Below are 20,129 nucleotides of genomic sequence, written 5' to 3' on the forward strand. Positions count from 1 at the left end.
AAAAATCGGCTGCAAACAAAGTTTGCAGCCGATTTTAATTTATAATAGTTTTATCTATTTCTTATTTTTCTCTCCAGACCAAGATCCACTTCGTATAGGAGTTGGCGATTCGTTCGTCCAATTTCCACTAGCTTTTTTCTCAGTGTTTAATGTTCCGTTAAATTGTCCGTCTGCTGGTAAAACCAATTCTGCAGTCAATTGTCCAGATCTGTCTAAGAATCCTGAAATATTATAGTTTTCATTGCTTGTTTCATTATACATTGTTCCGGTAACTTTTCCATCGGAAGCAACTACGAATTTCCAAAGACCTTTTTCGGTTCCTTCGTAAGTTCCAGACCAGGTTCCAATATAGTCGTTAAGAGTTTCGTCATCTGCAGTACATCCAATTAATGAAAAAATAGTCAATAAAAGTAAAAATAGTTTCTTCATAGGTTACAATAGTTTATGAAATATGTTTATTTATTCAATTTATTCTTAAAAATAGTCTGAAAATTTCAAGATAGTTTTTAAAATTGGCGCTATCTCTATATTTTTAGAATTGGGCAAATATATCAATTTAATTTTATAGTTTAATATTTTGCAGAAGATAATTTTAGTGGTTCGAAGGAAATTTATTTTTAAGATTGTCTTTTTTAACTCTTTTTTATTTTTCAAAGAATTAAAATATTTATTTTTTAATAAGATTTGCATATTCTATATAAATACTTACATTTGCATCGATCTTAAAAAAAGGGGAATTAGCTCATCTGGCTAGAGCGTTAGACTGGCAGTCTAAAGGTGACGGGTTCGATCCCCGTATTCTCCACAACTGCAAACCCAATCCCACAGCGGGTTTGCAGGAAATCAAATTTTTGGAAGCGTATTAATCGGTAACAAAAATTAATACGTATGAAAAATCTCAATTTCGGATGCAAATAATCCGATTTCCTTGTAACCAGCTCAAATGATGACTGGTTTATTCAATGTTATTTTTACGAACCAGATAGGGAAAAACCTTTTATTATTTATCAGAACAAGGCTTAATCGTTTCAAATCTGAAAAAGAGCGGAAGCAAATCGAAAAAAGCAAGCCTATCTGAATTGCTTGGTCGAGTTGATAATAGAAGTTATGCAACCAACTTATTTTTATTAAGCCTTGAAAAAATAGCTGAAGCTTTAGAGGTTTATATTGTAGAATTATTCGACCCTGTCGATAAGAAAAAGATACAGAACCAATTTACAGGAAAGATGAAAACGGCAAAGATATAATTATCGGATATCTTCGGAATTAATTTGGTGAATGGTTAAGAGTAATAAAGAAACAATAAAGCCCGGATATTTGGGCTTTATTGTTGCATATAGTTATTTAGGCTAATTTTATTGCTATTTCTCTTTCTACATGTGGTTGTATATTTTGAATTGTTTGTTTTCTAATTGGAAAAACCGAACAAAAACCTGAAGATAAATATTCAATCGGGGATATTCGTTTTTTATAAGTATTATATAAATTCCAGTCTAAATCTGGGTAATTTTTTGCAGTTTGTTGTTGTGCCCAAACATCGTAATTCTCTATTATACCATTTGTATCCCAATCATCAAGTTGAAAGTACGATTTATCAATATCGATTACATAGTTACTTAATACATTAACACAAAAGCCTACACAAGTTGCAATTTCTGGTAATCCTGATATACTAAGATATCTTCCATCAGTTTCATAAGTCGAATTATCAAAAATAAAACCATACGTAACATTACTTTGATCACAAACTCTTTGACAGTGTCTTAAAAATGACCCGACATCACTATCATCTTCAGTGTCAAAATTATCAAGCACTTTGTATATTAAGTTCGGTGTTAATTGTCCAGAATAGTTTTCAATAACAGGAGGTATTGCTCCAGGAAAATGAAATAAATAGTCACTTCCACGATATCTAATGAAAATGACAGCGTGTTTAGCCTCTCCATCCTCGTCAAGTTGTACTGCTATTGAAACAAATACATTTGGACGATCATTCTGATTATATTTTACTAATTGGTTTTCTAAGTCTAAATCCTTTATCATATCTTCCCTGTATTACTTCTTAATCTAAATGTTTTAACTAAATTTTCATAATATGGCAACAAACCTGTCTCTCTTTCAATAATTGGCTTAAGGGACATTATTATAGTTCTCAAAATTCCTTTTTCGCTAAAATGATTATCATACAGGCGTATAATCTTAATGATCTCTTCGTTAGGAATGTTTTCATTGTTAATAATTTCCACTATATGATTATATATTAAATCGTATTTTTCTATAGACTCCCCAATTGTAAGTTGCTCATGTAGATTCCTATAAAAGTGATAACTCTCTTCTCTCAAATAGCTATCAATATACCTATATTCAAAATCTGATTCTGTTTTAATAATTTTTCGAACTGATATAAAAGTTTTGCTATACAATCTATCGTTCAATTTCTTTGCCTCTGGTCGTTCGCATTCAACTTTGTATTCCTTTCCTAATTCTTTGTTCTCAATATGGACATTGACCTTTGATCTCCCACCAACTTCAAACAATTCACCTTCTATAAACTCAATCGTATACTTTCTGTCAAATTTCTTTTTGGATTTACGAAATTTTTGCTCTTTAAATATATTAGTAATGTCTTGGTATGCTTCATCTTGTTTTTTGATAAACACACCGTATTCTAGTCCATTCAGAATAATTTTTTCCTGTATCTTCTTAAAAGCATCAACTTTTTTAGGATCACTTACTTTAAGTGATAGAATATTATCTATATCCTGAGATACTAACTCATCCGGGTACACCAAACTTGTTTCTATACATCCATTATCAAGCATAAGCTTAATTTCTGACGTATTTTCGTAAGTCTTTGCAAAATCAACCATTGAGTCAATAAATACTTTCAAAGCATCTGCAGCTTCAACCGTGATATTACTCAGATCCAAATCATTCCCCTGAGAGTCTTTAATAATTTTTATTTTTAGTTCATTGCTCATTTTGTGGTAATTTTGAAAGGGTTAGAAAAACACTCTCATCAGATGGAGTCCTACTCCGTGTAATCTTTGTTTTCATTGTTATTAGTTTATAAACAAATATACATTTATTTGTAAAATCATAATTACGGTTTTCCGTAACTGAAATAAAATTGCAAGAATTTTTGATTATTCGATATTTATTCGGTTTACATTTTTCATAAAAAAGCCTTTCCAATGGAAAGGCTTTTTGCATTTAATTCAATTAAAATCTTTGGTTATTAGCGTGATTAAATTTAATATTTTCTACAAATAACTATTTATGATTAAAATCATGAAGATAAAATTATTTAACAATCAATTAATTACTATTATTTATTGGTTGTTTTTCAATTGTAAAACTCTTTGTAAAAAAGATTGTTTGGCAATTTTTTCTTCCGCTTCATTAATTGCTTTCAATAAATGATTCTCGTTATCTGCTATCTCTTCCAATACCTTGGAGATAATTTCCCATGCAGGTTTCATTTTTTCTATCAACTCAATACCTTTTGGCGCCAATTCAATTAAGCGTTTACGTTCATCTGTTTTATCTTTTTTCGATATAATCATTTGTTGCCTTTCAAGTTCTTTCAAAAGGCTGATTGTTGAAGGATGCGTGTACCCTATTTCATTAGCAATTTCTACAACGCTGAGTATATTCTTGTGATGTAATGTAAAGATTACCGGAAACCATTTGGGTTCGAAGTTAATACCAAATTCTTTATAAACTAAGGCTCCTTCTTTACGCAATTGCTCGCTAAGGCGTTGTAATCTTGTAGATAAAGCTAAAGTTCCGGATTCATTAATGACATTCATTAATTATGATTTTAGATTTAGAAAACAAAATACATTATCGGCACTCATTAAAGGAAATTTTGAAGGAAGCGATTTTTTTTCAATGATTTCAAAGTGATTTCGTTCGTAAAAACGCAATGCAGCCTGGAGTATCGATACAGTTCCTAAATATACTTCATCTATTCCGTTTTTCTGGCAATAAGCAATCAGGGTTTCCAATAGTTTCTGAGCGATACCATGTTCTTTACCTCTGAATTCTTTTTTAACAAACATTTTTCGAATTGCAGCCGCTTTTTCATCAAATTTAACCAAAGCAATGGTTCCAACAAGTTCACCGTTTATGAAAGCTCCCCAAAAACTTCCACCATTGGCAAAATAAAAATCTTCAATCTGCATAAGGTCTGGCTGATCTTCTATTGTAATGGGAACATTAAATTCCTTTTGCTGAATAGTAAGAACCAAGTCTATTATTTCTTTTGAATAGGTATTGTTTACAAGATTAATTTCTAACATGAGTTTAATTTATGTACAAAACTACGTAGTTAACTACATATATACAATAGAAAATTGAAACTAATTTAAAATTTAGAAAATCAGTTGTTTGTAATTTTAATTAAATAAAAAACGTGCACTGTTTCCAGTACACGTCTTAACAAGATTTGAATATATAATAACTAACTTTTCATTATTTCCATCCGCCGCCTAAAGCCTGGTATAAATCTACTGCAGCTTTCATTTTACTGTATTCTGCATTTGAAATATTAAGCTCGGCATTCAATGAGTTTACACTTGCATTTAAAACTTCAAGGTAGTTTGCCATACCATAGTTGACCAATTCCTGAGAATAATCAACCGATTTTTTGTAAGAGTCCAGCTCTTTTTTCTTTAGATCTATAAAAGAATCCTGCACTGAAAATACTCTTATGGCATCAGAAACTTCTTTTCCAGCCATCAAAATAGATTTTCTGAAATTCAGATAAGCAGTTTCTTTATTTGCTAAACTTACATCGTAATTGGTTTTGATTTGTCTCTTGTTTAAAATTGGTTGCGCTAAACCAGTTACCACATTGGCGAAAAGAGAGTTTACACTAAACAAATGGTCGATGTCTACTGACTGTACTCCACCGCTTCCTGTTAATTTTAGCGTTGGATAAAACTGAGCTTTAGCCACATTTGTTAACTCAAAAGCATTCATTAAATTGAATTCTGCCTGCATCACATCGGGACGGTTTGATAACAAACTTGCAGGATATCCTAAAGCCAAACTTTCTGGTAATGACTGTGATCTTAAAGATGATCTTGCAATGGTCTGCGAAGGCTCACCCATCAACATACTTACCGTATTTTCCAAAAGCTGAATTTGAGTATCAATGTCGATCAGTAAAGATTTAGCATTATAAACCAAAGCTTCACTTTGCTGAACCGCAACTTCCGTCAATGTTCCTGCTTCTTTTAAAGCTTTTGTAGTTTCTAAATTATTTTCTCTTACTTTAATTGTTTCTTCAATGATTCTTTTCTGATCATCATAAGTCAACAACTGAAAATAAGCAGAAGCAATTGATGCCACCAAGTCACTTTTTACTGCTTTGTGAGCGGCTAAAGTTCCTAAATAAGTTGCCAACTGCGCTTTTTGCTGAGACTTCATTTTCCCCCACAAATCTGCTTCCCAACCAATGGTTGCTGTAATATCAAACTGGTTTACATAACGTCTTTCTCCGATGATCTGACCAAACTGTGTGTTGATAGACTGTGTCTGAAAAGTGTAATTCGGACCGATTGATAAAGTGGGTTCGTATGCTGCTTTTGCCTGTTTTAAATAAGCTTCGGCAGAAGTGATATTCTGTACTGCAATTCTTACATCAAGATTGTTTTCCAAAGCTTTTGTGATGTGCCCCTGAAGAATAGGATCTGTGAAAATCTCTTTCCAGGAAACATTCGCAATACTTGTACTGTCTTGAGGCAGCATATCGGTACGGAATAGTTTTTCGTCAACTGCAGCTGCAGGTCTTTCGTACTCTTTTCTTACCATACAAGATGATAAAACAGCGAACGTGACCACTGAAAAAGCAGTTCCTTTTATTATTATTGATAAATTTTTCATTATTTAAATCTTAAAGATTTCTTATTCAGCTAAATTGATGTCTTCGTGCTTAATTGGTTTTATTTTTTCCTGTAAAGTCTGGAAAATTACATATAAAACCGGAATCACAAATACTCCTAAAATAGTACCGATTAGCAATCCGATCGATGCACCTGTTGCAATTGATCTGTTACCAACCGCACCAATTCCGCTTGCTAAAACCAATGGTAATAAACCGAAGATAAATGCCAATGAGGTCATCAAAATCGGTCTCAATCTCGCTTTGGCTGCATTTACGGCAGACTCTACAATCGTTTCGCCATGATGTCTTCTCTGAACAGCAAATTCGATAATCAAAATCGCATTTTTCGCCAATAAACCGACCAACATAATCAATGCAATCTGGAAGTAAATATTATTTTCTAAGCCCATTATTTTCTGTCCGAAATAAGCTCCCATTACCCCAAGAGGAAGTGAAATTACCACCACTAAAGGAAGAATATAACTTTCGTACTGCGCAGAAAGAATGAAATAAACAAACACCAAACTTAAAGCAAAGATCAATAACGTCTGAGATCCTGAATTTAATTCTTCTCTTGTAAGACCTGTAAACTCAACATCATAATTTTGATCAAGCGTCTCTTTAGCTACCGCCTGAACTGCAGTAATTGCATCACCCGAACTGAAACCTGCTTTGTTTGCTCCGGTAATCTTTACCGAAGTAAATAGGTTGTAACGACCAACCGATTGCGGGCCGTAAGATTTAGTCAACGTTACAAATTGTGAAATAGGTGACATCTCTCCAGAACTTGTCTTAATATAATATTGATTAAGATTTTCAGCATTTACTCTGTTTTCAGGAAGTGCCTGAATCATTACTCTGAACTGCTTTCCGTATTTGGTAAAGTCAGCACTGTAAATTCCACCAACATATCCCTGCATTGTAGACAAAATATCATTTACAGAAATACCTTTTTGTTTAGCTAACGGAACGTTGATTTCCATTAAATACTGTGGATATTTTGTATTGAATGAAGTCTGAGCAAATTCAATTTCCGGTCTTTGCATTAGGTTTCCGATAAACTCATTGGTTTTAGCATCAAGCTGAGCAAAATCACCTCCCGATTTATCTAAAAGCACCATCTCAAAACCTGCACTACTACCAAAACCTGGTACACTCGGCGGTTGGAAGAATACAACTTTAGCATCCGGAACTTTTCCTGCAAGACCAAATAATCTCTTCGTGATCTCCTCAGATGATAATCCATCCCCTTTTCTGTCGTTGAAAGGTTTAAGCTTAACAAAGGCAAGACCGTTATTACTACCGTTTCCGGATAATAAACCTCTACCTGTAGAAATAGTTACATTCTGAATTCCAGGAATTTTCATGGCATCTTTCTGCAAAGTTTTCAGCACATTGTAAGTTCTTTCCATAGATGCTCCTGGTGGAAGCTGTACGTCTGTAAAGATAATTCCTCTATCTTCTGTAGGTACGAAACCTTTTTTCATGCTTCCGTTTGCCCAATAGATAATTCCTCCGGTAACGATAAGAATTACTAAAGTGACCCATTTATGTTTAATTAGAAAATTAAATCCTCTTCCATAACGTTCAGTTGCTGTTTTGAAACCGATATTAAATTTATAAAAGAACTTCTGAATGAAATTTTTACTTTTATACTCTTCGTGATGATCTTCATGAGGTTTTAAGAATAATGAACATAAAACCGGACTTAAAGTCAATGCATTAATCGCCGAAATGATGATCGCAATAATTAAAGTAATCCCAAACTGCTGATAAAATACTCCGGTAGGACCTGTAATAAATGTAACAGGAATAAATACCGCTGCCATTACCAATGTAATTGAAATAATCGCACCTGTAATTTCGTCCATTGCTTCAACTGTTGCTTTTTTAGCATTGGAAATTCCGTTTTCCATTTTAGCGTGCACCGCCTCGACGACGACAATCGCGTCATCTACCACAATACCAATGGCTAAAACTAATGCGAATAGCGTTAATAGGTTTAATGAATATCCAAAAAGATTCAGGAAGAAGAATGTTCCCACAATCGATACCGGAACCGCAATCGCCGGAATTAATGTTGATCTGAAATCCTGTAAGAAAATATATACTACAATAAATACAAGGATGAAAGCTTCAATCAAAGTATGAATTACTTTTTCTATAGATGCATCCAGGAATTCGTTGGTATCAAAGTTAAAAGTATATTTTACACCTTCAGGATAAGAACTTTCATTATCTTTAAGCTGTTTTTTGATGTTTTCAATAATCTCCTGAGCATTTGATCCCGGAGTTTGAAATACTCCCATACTGATTGATGGATAATCTCCGTTTTCACCAACTCCACTGTAAGATAATCCACCAAGTTCTACTTTGGCAACATCTTTTAACATTAAATTCTGTCCATCTGGAAGAGATTTGATGATAATGTCATCATATTGTTCTTTTTCGCTAAATTTTCCTACATATTTAATGATATATTCAAAAGAACTTCCGCTGTTTTGTCCTAAAGATCCTGCTGCAGCTTCTCTACTCTGATCGTTAATTGCATTGGTGACTTCAGTTGGTGTAATTCCGTAAGCTGCCAATTTTGCCGGATCAAGCCATACTCTCATCGAGTAATTTTTACCACCAAAAACGTTGGCTTCACCTACTCCATTAATCCTTTGTAGATTTGGAATTACGTTGATATTCAAAAAGTTTTGAAGATATACATCATCAATATTTTTATTTTCTGAATAAAAAGAAAGGTACATCAAAGCACTCGTCTGTTGCTTCTGAGTTACAACACCTGCACGGGTAACTTCACTTGGAAGTAACGGGCTTGCTCTTGAAACACGGTTCTGAACGTTTACCGCAGCAATATCTGCATCTATTCCTTGTTTGAAAAATACCTGAATCTGAGCTGAACCGTCATTTCCTGCTGTTGAAGTAATATAATCCATCCCTTCAACTCCATTGATCTGTTCCTCCAAAGGAACCACCACACTCTTCATTACGGTTTCAGCATTGGCTCCCGTATAATTGGCTCTTACACTCACCGTTGCCGGAGCAATATCGGGATATTGTGTAACCGGAAGCGCTGTAAGTCCCAAAACACCGAGAATAACGATGATAATGGAGATTACAGTTGATAAAACCGGTCTGTTAATAAAGTTCTTTATCATTAGAATTTCGGTTTTACTGATTGAACGAGACTATCCATGCTGATTTTTTTAGGCTTTACGGCTGTACCCGGTTTTACATTTCCGATTCCAGCAGCAATAATTACTTCACCTTTTTTAACCCCAGATTTTATTAAAGCTAAATTGTCAATTCTTTCAATGACTTCAACAACTGTATTTCGTGCCGTATCTTTTTCAACTTTATATACGTAAACAATTCCCTGTTGTTCGTAAGTTGCACTTTCCGGTACCACTAAAACGTTGTCATAGTGTTTAGGGAATCTGATGGTTCCGCTATTTCCATTACTTAAAAGTTTTTGAGCATTCTTAAACGAAACTCTGAACTGAATAGTTCCTGTTGTAGGATCTAAAGAGCCTGTAATTGCTTCAATTTTTCCTTTTTCGGGATAAATACTTCCGTTTGCTAATTGAAGTTCAACCATCGGAAGGTTTTTTATTTTTTCAGGAACAGTTGCTCCTACAGATTTTTCCAAGAAATCGAAATATCCTTTTTCATTCATTGAAAAGTAAGCGAATATCTCTGAAGTATCTGAAATTGTGGTTAAAGCAACTTGATCTGTAGGACCTACCAAACTTCCCACTTTTAACGGAAGTTTACCAATCACTCCCGAAATAGGAGCACGGATCACCGAGTAATCAATATTTGCTTCTACCCCTTTGTAATTAGCAACAGCTTGTCTTTTTGCTGCAATAGCCTGCTGTAATCCAGCTTGGGCCTGCGCTAAATTTGCCTGCGCTGTCTGTAGCTGAACATTGCTGATGATGTTTTTCTGAACAAGTGGTTTCAGTTTATTTACTTCTACGTTAGCCGCATTTACCTGAGCCTGAGCGGCAGCGATATTAGATTCGGCAGCACCAATTCCTGCTTTTGAGGCAGCAGCGTTTTCTGTAAGAATATTGGTTTCAAGTCGGAACAATGGCTGTCCTTTAGTTACATACTGACCTTCATCCACCAAAACCTGAGTAATATAACCCTGAATTTTTGCTCTGACATCATTATTTACTCTACCTTCAATACTTGCAGGGAAAGTGTCGTACCCTACTATATTTTTATTCTCTACCGAAACTACAGGAAAAGGTTTTGGGCCATCCTGTTTCGGAGCTTCTTTTTTGCAGGCAGTCAACGAAAATGCTGCTACAGAAAATAGTATAAGCTTGTTTGTCATTTTATAGTTTATTAAGAGATTCCTGAATATTTGCTATGTTTTTATTTAAAAGAGCTTTGTAGACTTCAATTCTTTCGTCGTCTTCTTTATGCTCTGTTTTTCTAAAATTTTTGAGATCATCCAACAAGATCAATTCGTCCTGCATTTTTTGAACAATTTTTTCAAACCTTATTTTTTTATAATCATCATTGGCGAAAAAATAACGTTTTCTTTCGTCCATTTTATTGACATCGATGATTAATTCTGAATTAATAAGTAAATTGAGACTTGTAGAAACTGAACTTTTGCTTGCAGAAAAGACTTCCACAAACTCATCAAACGTAATTCCTACCTTATCAAAATCGAAAATGAGGTAGGAATAAATTTTTGAAGCTAGAGGTGGAACATTGAGAACAGTGCCATAAAACTTGACAGCATCCTGAAAGATCTTCTCGTCTACTTCTAAACTTTTTTTCATTATTGAAAAATTTTAACAAATGTAGAAATTAGTTCGGAACTAAACGAACAAAGATGATAGAGTTTATAAATAAACAGATTCTTAAAGAATCAATGAATATCGATTTAACTTTTTGCGTTTTTTTAAATCAACACTTTTTCATAGGCTTTTCTTACACCACCTGCAAGAACAACTTCACCGCAATAAGTGTATCCTTTAGATTCTAAAATCTTCAGCATGGCAACGTTGTCATAGTTCGTATCAACTTTTATACTTAAAACATTCTGAGATTTTGTAAAATCTTCAATATAATCGAAAAGTTTTTTGGCAAGTCCTTGTCCGGCAAAATTTTCTGAAACGGCTACCCTATGAATAACAACAAATTCTCCTGTTGTTAACCAGGCTCCTTCAATTGAGCTGTAGGCTGGTTCGTCGTTGAAAATCAGTGCAACGTAAACCGCAACTTCATTATTTACCGTAAGAACAAAACCAAACTCTTTTGAGACGTCGCTTTCTACAGTTTGCAAATTGGGATATCCGTTTTGCCACTGTGTGCTGCCGTCTATCCTTCTACGCTCGATAGATTGTTGAATAATTTTCCAGATACTATCTATATCGGTTGTATTTGCTTTTCTAAAATGGATTTCGTTTTTATTGGTCATAAGAAATTTATATTACAAACTTGAAAATTGAGAAATAACATATTGAATGCCAAAAATTTCACATTAAAATTTTATTAAGAATATTGTGTTTAAAAGCTTAACACCAAAAAAACCGAAAATTAATGAGAATTAATTTTCGGTTCCGAAGTAGTAAAATTTAAAATTATGAAATTGTTTTTTATTGATTCTGATTTTGTTGAAGATAAGCATCAATAACATCAAATGCTTTCTTCTCATCTTGTAAATCTACCATTACTTTTAAACTTGTCGCTGTAGGCGTTGTTGTAAAAGTCAGATAATTATTTTCAACATCATTAGTGATCTGTGCCTCGTCTAATTTAGACTTTATTAACTGAATTTCTGCAGATTTATCGCTTTCAAAAACTGATACTCTCGTGTTACGTTCCATATAATATACATTTTGAGTATCTAAATATAGGACGTTTTTTTTAGAATTCCAAATTTTGAAGTTTTAAATTTTATTAATGTTATTTTCGATTTTATCTAAAGCAATCTGAATTTCCTCTTTTGTAACATTCAAATGTGGTCTGAATCTGATGGATTGATCACCACATGCAAGAATGATTAAACCATCGTTGTACAACTCATTTCTGATATGATCTCTTTGCTCGCCGGATGGTAAATCTATTGCGCACATCAAACCTTTTCCTCTTGCGTTAGATAATTTTTCTGGATATTTTTGAGCTAAAGTTTGCAGACCTTCTAAAAGATATTCACCTACAATATTGGCATTTTCTAAAAGATTTTCTTTTTCGATAACTTCCATTACCAATTGGAAACGAAGCATATCGATTAAGTTACCTCCAAAAGTAGAATTGATTCTTGAGCTTTCTCTGAAAACGTTATTTGGAATCTCGTCAAATTTTTCTTTATTCGCCAAAACTCCACAAACCTGAGTTTTTTTACCGAAAGAAATAATATCCGGTCTCACGCTTAAATGTTCAAAAGCCCACATTTTACCAGTAATTCCGATTCCCGTTTGTACTTCGTCGAAAATTAATAAAATTTCATGCTCGTCGCAGATATTTCTTAGACCCACAAAAAATTCGTCTCTGAAATGATTATCACCACCTTCAGCTTGTATAGGCTCAATAATAATACACGCTACCTGATCCGGATTTGATAAAATAGCTTCTGTGATTTGAATTAATGCTAAATTTTCGTTCTTAATGGTTTCTTCTAAATTTTCTTCTGTGATTGGGAAATTCAATTTAGGATTCAGAATTCTTGGCCATTCAAACATCGGAAAATACTGATATTTACGCGGATCTGAAGTATTGGTTAAGCTTAAAGTATAACCGCTTCTTCCATGAAATGCCTGTCTGAAATGGATGCAGATTCCAGCTTCAATATCTAATCCTTTTTCGAAATTTTTTCTTGTTTTCCAGTCGAAACATGCTTTCATTGCATTTTCAACACCAAGAGCTCCGCCTTCGATAAAAAATGCATACTGCAATTCTTCAGGTAAAACCACTCTTTCGAAAACTTCCAGAAAATGGGCATATTCTTTAGAATAAACATCTGCTAGTGTAGGTTTGTTGACTGCCATTTTTCCCAGCCAATCGGATTTTTCAACCAAATAAGGGTGATTATATCCAATAGAAGCCGAGCCGAACATTGAAAACATATCCAGGAAATTTTTCCCTGAAACCGAATCGTGAATCCAAGATCCGTGAGAGTTTTCGATATCCATTACAAAATCGAAACCGTCTGCTAAAACGTGTTTACCTACTGTTTCTTTTACTTTATTTGACTGAATTTCTAATATATTGTTCATATTAATTTTAAAATTTTAAGTGAAATGGATCAAGAGATTCTGTACATTCATCTACAGAATCTCTTAATTCTAAATTATTTTAAAGATCAAATTTAATTCCCTGAGCTAATGGAAGACTTGCGGTATAATTAATCGTGTTGGTTTGTCTTCTCATATAATATTTCCAGACATCAGAACCAGATTCTCTACCGCCTCCTGTTTCTTTTTCGCCACCGAAAGCTCCACCGATCTCTGCACCAGAAGTTCCAATATTTACATTCGCAATTCCACAATCTGAACCTGCGTGAGAAAGGAATAATTCTGCTTCTCTCAAGTTCTGAGTCATAATTGCTGAAGATAATCCTTGTGGAACATCATTCTGAATAGCAATTGCTTCCTCTAAAGTTTTATATTTAATTAAATATAAAATCGGTGCAAAAGTCTCATGCTGTACGATCTCAAAAGAATTTTTAACTTCCGCGATACAAGGTTTTACGTAACATCCAGATTCGTAATCTTTACCAGTTAAAACACCACCTTCAACAACGAATTTCCCACCTTCTTTCTTACATTTTTCAATGGCTAGCTCGTACTGATTTACTGCATGAACGTCGATAAGCGGACCGACATGCATATTTTCATCCAAAGGATTTCCAATTTTTAATTGCCCGTAAGCTTTTGCCAAACGATTTTTCACTTCGTTGTAAACAGATTCATGAATAATCAATCTTCTTGTAGAAGTACATCTTTGTCCTGCAGTTCCCACCGCTCCGAAAACCGCTCCGATAATTGACATATCAAGATCTGCATCTTTAGAAATGATGATGGCATTGTTTCCGCCTAATTCTAAGATCGATTTACCAAATCTTTCAGCAACTTTAGAAGAAACCATTCTTCCAACTCTTGTAGAACCTGTGAATGAAACCAACGCAACACGTTTGTCATCAACTAGTTTTTGCCCAATCGTGTGGTCTCCTACCATTACGCTAGAAATTCCTTCAGAAAGATCATTTGCTGCTAAAACTTCATTCATGATATTTTGGCAAGCAATCGCACAAAGAGGTGTTTTTTCTGATGGTTTCCAAATGGTAACGTTTCCACAAATCCATGCTAAAGCGGTATTCCACGCCCAAACTGCTACTGGAAAGTTGAATGCAGTAATAATACTTACAATACCAATCGGATGATATTGCTCGTACATTCTGTGACCTGGTCTTTCAGAATGCATGGTGTAGCCGTGTAATTGTCTTGATAAACCAACTGCAAAATCGCAGATATCAATCATTTCCTGTACCTCACCAAGCCCTTCCTGTAAAGATTTTCCCATTTCGTAAGAAACAAGTTTCCCTAGGTCGTCTTTGTATTCTCTTAATTTTAAACCAAGCTGGCGTACAATTTCTCCTCTTTTGGGAGCTGGTACCGTTCTGAATTCCAGAAATGCTTTCTGAGCAGATTCTAATACTTTGTCGTAATCTTTCTCGCTCGATAATTTTACTTTACCTATTAATCTTCCGTCTGCCGGAGAATAACTTTCTATAGATTTTCCTGATGCAAAAAATTTACCTCCTGTAGAAGTTCCTTTATTGTCTTCTTTGATTCCTAAATTTTTTAATGAATTTTCAATTCCGAAATCTTTGATTTTTTTTGACATAAAAATGTAACTTTTCGTTTTGCCTAAGATAAAAATAAATATGGTATCAGGAAAATTTTTATGATTTAATACTGTTTTTATTTGGAATAATTATAGATATACTTATCTTTGTACCACAACATTTACCACTTTGAAATGGAAAATAAAGAAGTTATCGACGAGCAAAATACAGAGAAAAGTACAAGATGGAAAAAGATGCTGAAGAAATTCGGAGTCTGGGGAATTGTCTTTTTTACCGTAAAAGGAATTATTACTTCTACCTTAATTTATTTTCTAGGTAAAAATTTTTGGAGTGTAATTAATGGTTTTTTTACTGGCGCTACTCAATAAAAAAAGCAAAGAAATTATTCTCTGCTTTTCACTTTATTTAAAACTAAATTTTACTCTTTTTTCTTTCTCCCAGCGTTGATTAAATTCTGATTAAGAAGATACTCAATCTGTCCGTTGACGCTTCTAAACTCGTCATTTGCCCATTTTTCAAGAAGTTTATAGGTAGACTCATCTATCCTTATCACGAAAGATTTTTTGCTTTTGTTTTCGGGAGAGTTTTGAGTTTTTTCTGATTTCATTTTCTTCTGTTTTTCAAATTGCTTTTTTAACGCAAAGAGCGCAAAGATTTTTTTTAAAATTATTGAGGACATTTTCGTTCGCAAAGGCATTTGACTTCGTCGAATCTTCGATTTCACTCAGCAAAGGCTAAAAATTGATATTGAAGATATTGTTCAATTTTAACCTAAAACTTAACCTTAATTATATAATGTTCCTGCATTTAAAATTGGCTGTGCTGCTTTTTCACCACAGAGAACAACCATTAAATTGCTGACCATTGCTGCTTTTCTTTCATCATCCAATTCAACAATATTTTCTGCTGAAAGTTTCTTTAAAGCTAAATCTACCATTCCGACTGCGCCTTCTACAATTTTGGTTCTTGCAGCTACAATCGCTGTTGCCTGTTGTCTTTGAAGCATTGCTCCTGCAATTTCTGATGCGTATGCCAAGTGAGAAATTCTTGCTTCTTGAATGATAATTCCCGCTTTTGAAAGTCGGTCGGTTAATTCTTGTTCCAAAATAGAATTGATCTTTTCACCGCCTTCTCTTAAAGTAATTGGTGCGTGGTCGTCTTCTAAATTATCATAAGGAAAGCTCATTGCTAAATGACGAACCGCCGCCTCGCTCTGCATTTTTACAAAATCTGAATATCTTTCAACATCAAATGCCGCTTTGTAGGTGTCTCCTACTTTCCAAACCATTACCACCGCAATTTCGATGGGATTACCCATTTTATCGTTTACCTTCAACGTCTGTCCTTGCAAGTTCTCCGAACGTAAAGACATTTTCTGAGAAGAGTACAAAGGATTAATAAAAAACATCCCGTTATCTTTTACAGAGCCTACATATTTTCCAAAGAAATTAAGCACTCTTGAATGGTTAGGTTGAATAATCATTAAACCTTTTAATAGAAAACAGGTAACAAAAAATGCAATAATTGAAATAATGATATAAGTGATATTAGGATTTTCTCCATCATTTATACCATAAACAAAAGCATAAGCTGAACCTCCCAATAAAAGAAGAGAGATAACGAGTGCCAAATAACCTGACATTGGTTTTAAAACTTTTTCCATAAGTGTAATTTAAAGTGATATTATTTTGATATCATAAAGATATGTGTAAATTTTGAATTATAAAGTATTAGTTATTAGTTTTTTCTTGCTAGAAATTATACGATACTTTTCATCTAATCAATATTTTTATTGATAATTAAACTTTTTTAATTTCAATAAAAACAAAAAAAATCCCGAAAATAACTTTCGGGATTTCAATAATATAATAAGATTAAATCTATTTTTTCTTTAATGCAGTAAATCTGAAATAAGAAACTAATGATAGTAAGAACATTGTTGCTAAACCAATATACACCCAAGCCGGAACCGGAACTGGGTCACCCGCTGCATAAGAGTGAAGTCCACTTAAGTAATAGTTTACTCCGAAATACGTCATTACCATTGAGCAAAAGGCAAACATCGTTGCAACATGTACTGCCCATCTGCTTCTTAATCCCGGAACCAATCTCATGTGTAATACAAAAGCATATACCATAATTGAGATAAATGCCCACGTTTCTTTTGGATCCCAGCTCCAGTATCTTCCCCAAGATTCATTTGCCCAGATACCTCCTAAAAAGTTTCCTACAGTAAGAGCAAAAAGACCTATTGTTAAAGACATTTCAGAAACAATTGCCAATTCTTTCAAGGTAGAATCATTGTGGGTTTTAAATAGGTTTTTATCTGCAATAATATAGAATACTAATGAAATTACTGCAATAATCATTGACAATGCAAAGAAGCCATAACTTGATACAATAATTGCAACATGCACAATTAACCAGTAAGATTTAAGAACAGGAACCAATGGCGTAATCTGTGGGTCTAATGCAGAACCTCCGTGAGCAAATCCCATCATGATTACCGCAACCATAAATCCTGCAGCTGGAATTAACGCGTTTGAAGTATTTTCTTTTTTAATCTTTTTTGTTGTAGACTCTAGTGCTTTTTTTCTTAAGCTCGGTTTACCAAACCCGAAATAGAACATTAATCCTGCAGAAATCCCTACCCACGAAATAAAGATAATTGCTTCGTAACCGTTACTCCATGGAGCGTGGCCTGAGATAAACCATCTTGCAATTAATCCTAAGAAATGGCAAATATATCCTACTATTCCTACATAGATTATTCCTTTGATGATGTTATTAAGTTTTTTATTGGGCTTAAATAATGCTACGAAACCTAAAATCAATAATAAACTTCCAATAATGGTATAGAAAATCAATAATTTGAAATTGATATCTGCTTTGTTCATGAATACCTCAAGATTAACTTTTGATTCTGATGGAACGACAGCTTTCGCCCATTTTTGCTGATAATCCGAAAGTTTTTTCAGTTCTGCGTCTGCTTTACTCCAATCTCCTGTTTTTTGTGCCTGAAGTGCTTCTGCGAAGTAAGGTCCCATTACTTTTTGAGATTCCATATCCGGCTCCATTTTTTGGTCTAACCAAGAATGCCAAGTATGATTCGGATCGTTTTTCACAGGAACAATTCTCATAAACTGTCCACTGAAAAATTCATTAAAAATCTGAACTCTCTCGTTTAGTTTAATAACTTGCTTATCGTATTCAGATTGTGCAGCCGGTTTTTTACGGAATGCAGTATTATACTCTTCATCTAAAATATAAGTAAGATTTCCGTTGGCATCGGCCGGGAAAAGGTTCATTAGAGAAGTATAACCGTCTTCATCAGCTTTTGTAATTCTCAAAAGCTCCTCACCACCTTTTGCATCAACTTTAATCAACGGAACCATCGTCCAGCTTGGTGTATCTGTGTTGATAGACAAGAACCACTGTTCAGCTGTTAAGTATTTTCCGTCTGTTCCTTTAAATTTATCTCTTTTGTAAAGTTTTCTTAAAACATCTAAAGCCTGAGTGTTAATCGGAACAATTCTACCTTCAAAATTCTGCACCAAAAGATATCCAAATTTATCAGCATGTTCTTTGGTGATTTTATTTCTGGCAATCATTTCGTCTGGCGAAATCATTCTCATTTTCGTTAAAGGAGCAGCTAAAGAATTCTGCTGATTTCCTTGTGGCTGAACTGTCTTCGGAGCAACGTCATGAGTATGCCCATCACCTTCTACGTGTACATGTTCTCTGCTTCCGTCTGTTGTACCGTGAGTTTCAATTTTCTGAGCGCTCAAACTTAAGCTTAACAATAATAAGATTACTGTTGCAGCTCTTTTCTTGTTGATGTCTTTAAGCATTTTATTAAGTTTCCAAAAATGGGTTCCTTTCCAGAAGAACATCACAAACATACCTCCGAATAAAAATGCATAACCTATATAAGAAATTAAAGTTCCCCAAAAATCATGATTTACAGATAATAAAGTTCCCATTCTGTCTGGAGTATAACTCGCCTGGAAAAAGCGGTAACCTTTATAGTTAAGAACGTTATTCATGTAAATTTTATAAGGTGTCTGTTTTCCTTCATCGATGATTTTTATGTGACTTTCGTATGCGCTTGGAGATGAACTTCCAGGATAAGTTTCCATCACGAAATCATCTAATTTTATTGCAAAAGGAGTGGTGTAAATTTTAGGACCAAAACCAACCATAATATTTAGATTATCCATGGTTACCTGTTTATAAGCATTAGGATTTCCTCTTTCTACAGAAAGTTCTACAATTTGTTTTGTTTTTGGGCCTTCAATTTCTATCGTCATTGCATCGGGAACATTCTGATCCTTCTTTTTGTCGCCTTCAAAAGCCATTAGTTTTCCTTTTTTAAGACCTTCAGGAACTACTAATTTTAGTTCGTTAATGCTGTAAAGACTTCTCAAAACCAAAGGTTGATACTGGTCTTTCGCCGTATTTCCTGTTGCCTGGGTTGCCATGGTCATATAGGTTGCGTCAACGGGAGTTTTAATCAATATTTGCCCGTTTTCTTGCTTAAATTCTACAGCCCCTTCAATGGCTCTGTTGAATGTCACCAAAGTTCCGTTAATTGATTTTGTTTCTCCGGATTTGATATAAATATTCTGTCTTCCGGTTTCTGCGGTAGATACTAAATGAAGGTATTCTGCTCCATTTTTATCAGCAACTAAACTGTCTTTTTTCCTCTGAACATAATCCAAAGTTTTTACCTTAACCTGTTTTCCGTGGAAATCATAAGTTGCTTTAAAATCTTTGTGCAATGGAGACATTAGGTAAGGGACATCCTGATAATTCAGCACATCTCCCTTGTCTTCGATTTGAATTTTAAAGAAATTTTTATCGGTAACGATTTCGTTTGAGGTCTCACCCTCTCTGATGCTCATTTGACCTTCAAAACTAATGTATCTGGTAATAGCACCCCCAACGAAAATTAAGATAAATGAAAGGTGAAACACCAAAACGGGCCATTTTTCTCTTTTCCAGAGGCGGTATCGTCCGATATTTCCCACAAAATTAATGATGAGGAGAAGCATAATGAGTTCAAACCATTTTGCTTCATAAATTAAGGCTTTTGCCGTTGGTGTTCCATAATCGTTTTCTAGGAACGTTGCATATGCCATTGCAAATGCATAAACCAGCAATAGAACAGCCATTGTTCTGGTGGAGATAATTATATCCTGCAGCTTCTTCATGATATTTTTTACTTGACATGCAAAAATAAGGATGATAAACCGAAAGAGGGCTAAAAAAAGCTGTTTTTTGTCACATTAAAAGGGATTTAGCTTATTTTGAAGCGTTCTTAATAAGCGTGATTTTATTAAATAAAACATAAAAATAAGTCTCGATTTCGGGCATTAAATATGACATCAAAAAACA

The 20,129-nt window shown here is 34.1% G+C and carries 17 protein-coding genes and 1 tRNA gene; 2 read left to right on the forward strand and 16 right to left on the reverse strand.

From position 1 onward, the window contains the following. Positions 1-54: 54 nt before the first annotated feature. Positions 55-429: a hypothetical protein gene (locus B5X64_RS09510; protein WP_079464991.1), complete on the reverse strand. Its 375-nt coding sequence runs from the start codon at positions 427-429 to the stop codon at positions 55-57. A gap of 302 nt (positions 430-731) precedes the next feature. Between B5X64_RS09510 and B5X64_RS09520 the strand changes: the two genes are divergently transcribed. Continuing rightward, positions 732-805 (forward strand) — tRNA-Ala (locus B5X64_RS09520). Between the two features lie 539 nt (positions 806-1,344). On the opposite strand, the gene B5X64_RS09525 is transcribed toward B5X64_RS09520, so the two are convergent. From B5X64_RS09525 to amaB, 12 genes are all read right to left on the reverse strand, one after another. After that, entirely contained in the window at positions 1,345-2,043 is a 699-nt protein-coding gene (locus tag B5X64_RS09525; RefSeq protein ID WP_079464993.1) for a hypothetical protein, read from the reverse strand. Beyond that, entirely contained in the window at positions 2,040-2,981 is a 942-nt protein-coding gene (locus B5X64_RS09530; RefSeq protein WP_079464994.1) for a hypothetical protein, read from the reverse strand. The genes B5X64_RS09525 and B5X64_RS09530 overlap by 4 nt, the downstream gene beginning before the upstream one ends. Before the next feature lie 351 nt (positions 2,982-3,332). Further along, on the reverse strand, positions 3,333-3,812 hold the full coding sequence (locus B5X64_RS09540) for a MarR family winged helix-turn-helix transcriptional regulator (protein ID WP_079464996.1): 480 nt from the start codon (positions 3,810-3,812) through the stop codon (positions 3,333-3,335). Between the two features lie 3 nt (positions 3,813-3,815). Further along, entirely contained in the window at positions 3,816-4,304 is a 489-nt protein-coding gene (locus tag B5X64_RS09545; RefSeq protein ID WP_079464997.1) for a GNAT family N-acetyltransferase, read from the reverse strand. A gap of 172 nt (positions 4,305-4,476) precedes the next feature. Next, positions 4,477-5,892 carry an efflux transporter outer membrane subunit gene (locus tag B5X64_RS09550; RefSeq protein WP_079464998.1) on the reverse strand — a complete coding sequence of 472 codons (1,416 nt, stop codon included), beginning with the start codon at positions 5,890-5,892 and terminating at the stop codon, positions 4,477-4,479. 21 nt (positions 5,893-5,913) lie between these two features. Beyond that, positions 5,914-9,060, reverse strand: coding sequence for an efflux RND transporter permease subunit (locus tag B5X64_RS09555; protein WP_079464999.1), 3,147 nt, complete (start codon positions 9,058-9,060; stop codon positions 5,914-5,916). Then, positions 9,060-10,244: an efflux RND transporter periplasmic adaptor subunit gene (locus B5X64_RS09560; RefSeq protein ID WP_079465000.1), complete on the reverse strand. Its 1,185-nt coding sequence runs from the start codon at positions 10,242-10,244 to the stop codon at positions 9,060-9,062. Before B5X64_RS09560 ends, B5X64_RS09555 begins: the two co-directional genes overlap by 1 nt. 1 nt (position 10,245) lies before the next feature. Further along, positions 10,246-10,701 carry a transcriptional regulator gene (locus B5X64_RS09565; protein ID WP_079465001.1) on the reverse strand — a complete coding sequence of 152 codons (456 nt, stop codon included), beginning with the start codon at positions 10,699-10,701 and terminating at the stop codon, positions 10,246-10,248. Between the two features lie 122 nt (positions 10,702-10,823). After that, complete coding sequence (locus B5X64_RS09570) at positions 10,824-11,342, reverse strand: GNAT family N-acetyltransferase (protein WP_079465002.1); 519 nt, start codon at positions 11,340-11,342, stop codon at positions 10,824-10,826. 178 nt (positions 11,343-11,520) lie between these two features. Continuing rightward, on the reverse strand, positions 11,521-11,751 hold the full coding sequence (locus B5X64_RS09575; RefSeq protein ID WP_079465003.1) for a hypothetical protein: 231 nt from the start codon (positions 11,749-11,751) through the stop codon (positions 11,521-11,523). 63 nt (positions 11,752-11,814) lie between these two features. Continuing rightward, complete coding sequence (gene lat / locus B5X64_RS09580) at positions 11,815-13,140, reverse strand: L-lysine 6-transaminase (RefSeq protein ID WP_079465004.1); 1,326 nt, start codon at positions 13,138-13,140, stop codon at positions 11,815-11,817. A gap of 79 nt (positions 13,141-13,219) precedes the next feature. Continuing rightward, positions 13,220-14,770 (reverse strand): L-piperidine-6-carboxylate dehydrogenase, encoded by a 1,551-nt coding sequence (amaB, locus tag B5X64_RS09585; RefSeq protein ID WP_079465005.1) that lies wholly within the window; start codon positions 14,768-14,770, stop codon positions 13,220-13,222. A 135-nt stretch (positions 14,771-14,905) separates the two neighbouring features. Here amaB and B5X64_RS09590 point away from each other — a divergent pair, with 135 nt between their 5' ends. Beyond that, positions 14,906-15,100, forward strand: a complete 195-nt coding sequence (locus B5X64_RS09590) for a hypothetical protein (protein ID WP_079465006.1) — start codon at positions 14,906-14,908, stop codon at positions 15,098-15,100. 50 nt (positions 15,101-15,150) lie between these two features. On the opposite strand, the gene B5X64_RS09595 is transcribed toward B5X64_RS09590, so the two are convergent. The 3 genes from B5X64_RS09595 to B5X64_RS09605 all read right to left on the reverse strand — a co-directional run bounded on the left by B5X64_RS09595 (position 15,151) and on the right by B5X64_RS09605 (position 19,945). Then, positions 15,151-15,339, reverse strand: coding sequence for a type II toxin-antitoxin system antitoxin (locus B5X64_RS09595; protein ID WP_066675600.1), 189 nt, complete (start codon positions 15,337-15,339; stop codon positions 15,151-15,153). Between the two features lie 177 nt (positions 15,340-15,516). Continuing rightward, complete coding sequence (locus tag B5X64_RS09600) at positions 15,517-16,395, reverse strand: SPFH domain-containing protein (protein ID WP_079465007.1); 879 nt, start codon at positions 16,393-16,395, stop codon at positions 15,517-15,519. Positions 16,396-16,612: 217 nt separating this feature from the next. Continuing rightward, a complete protein-coding gene (locus tag B5X64_RS09605) occupies positions 16,613-19,945 on the reverse strand; it encodes a cytochrome c biogenesis protein CcsA (RefSeq protein ID WP_079465008.1) in 3,333 nt (1,110 codons plus the stop codon). Between the last annotated feature and the right edge of the window lie 184 nt (positions 19,946-20,129).

Source organism: Chryseobacterium balustinum (assembly GCF_900168205.1).
GTDB lineage: Bacteria > Bacteroidota > Bacteroidia > Flavobacteriales > Weeksellaceae > Chryseobacterium > Chryseobacterium balustinum.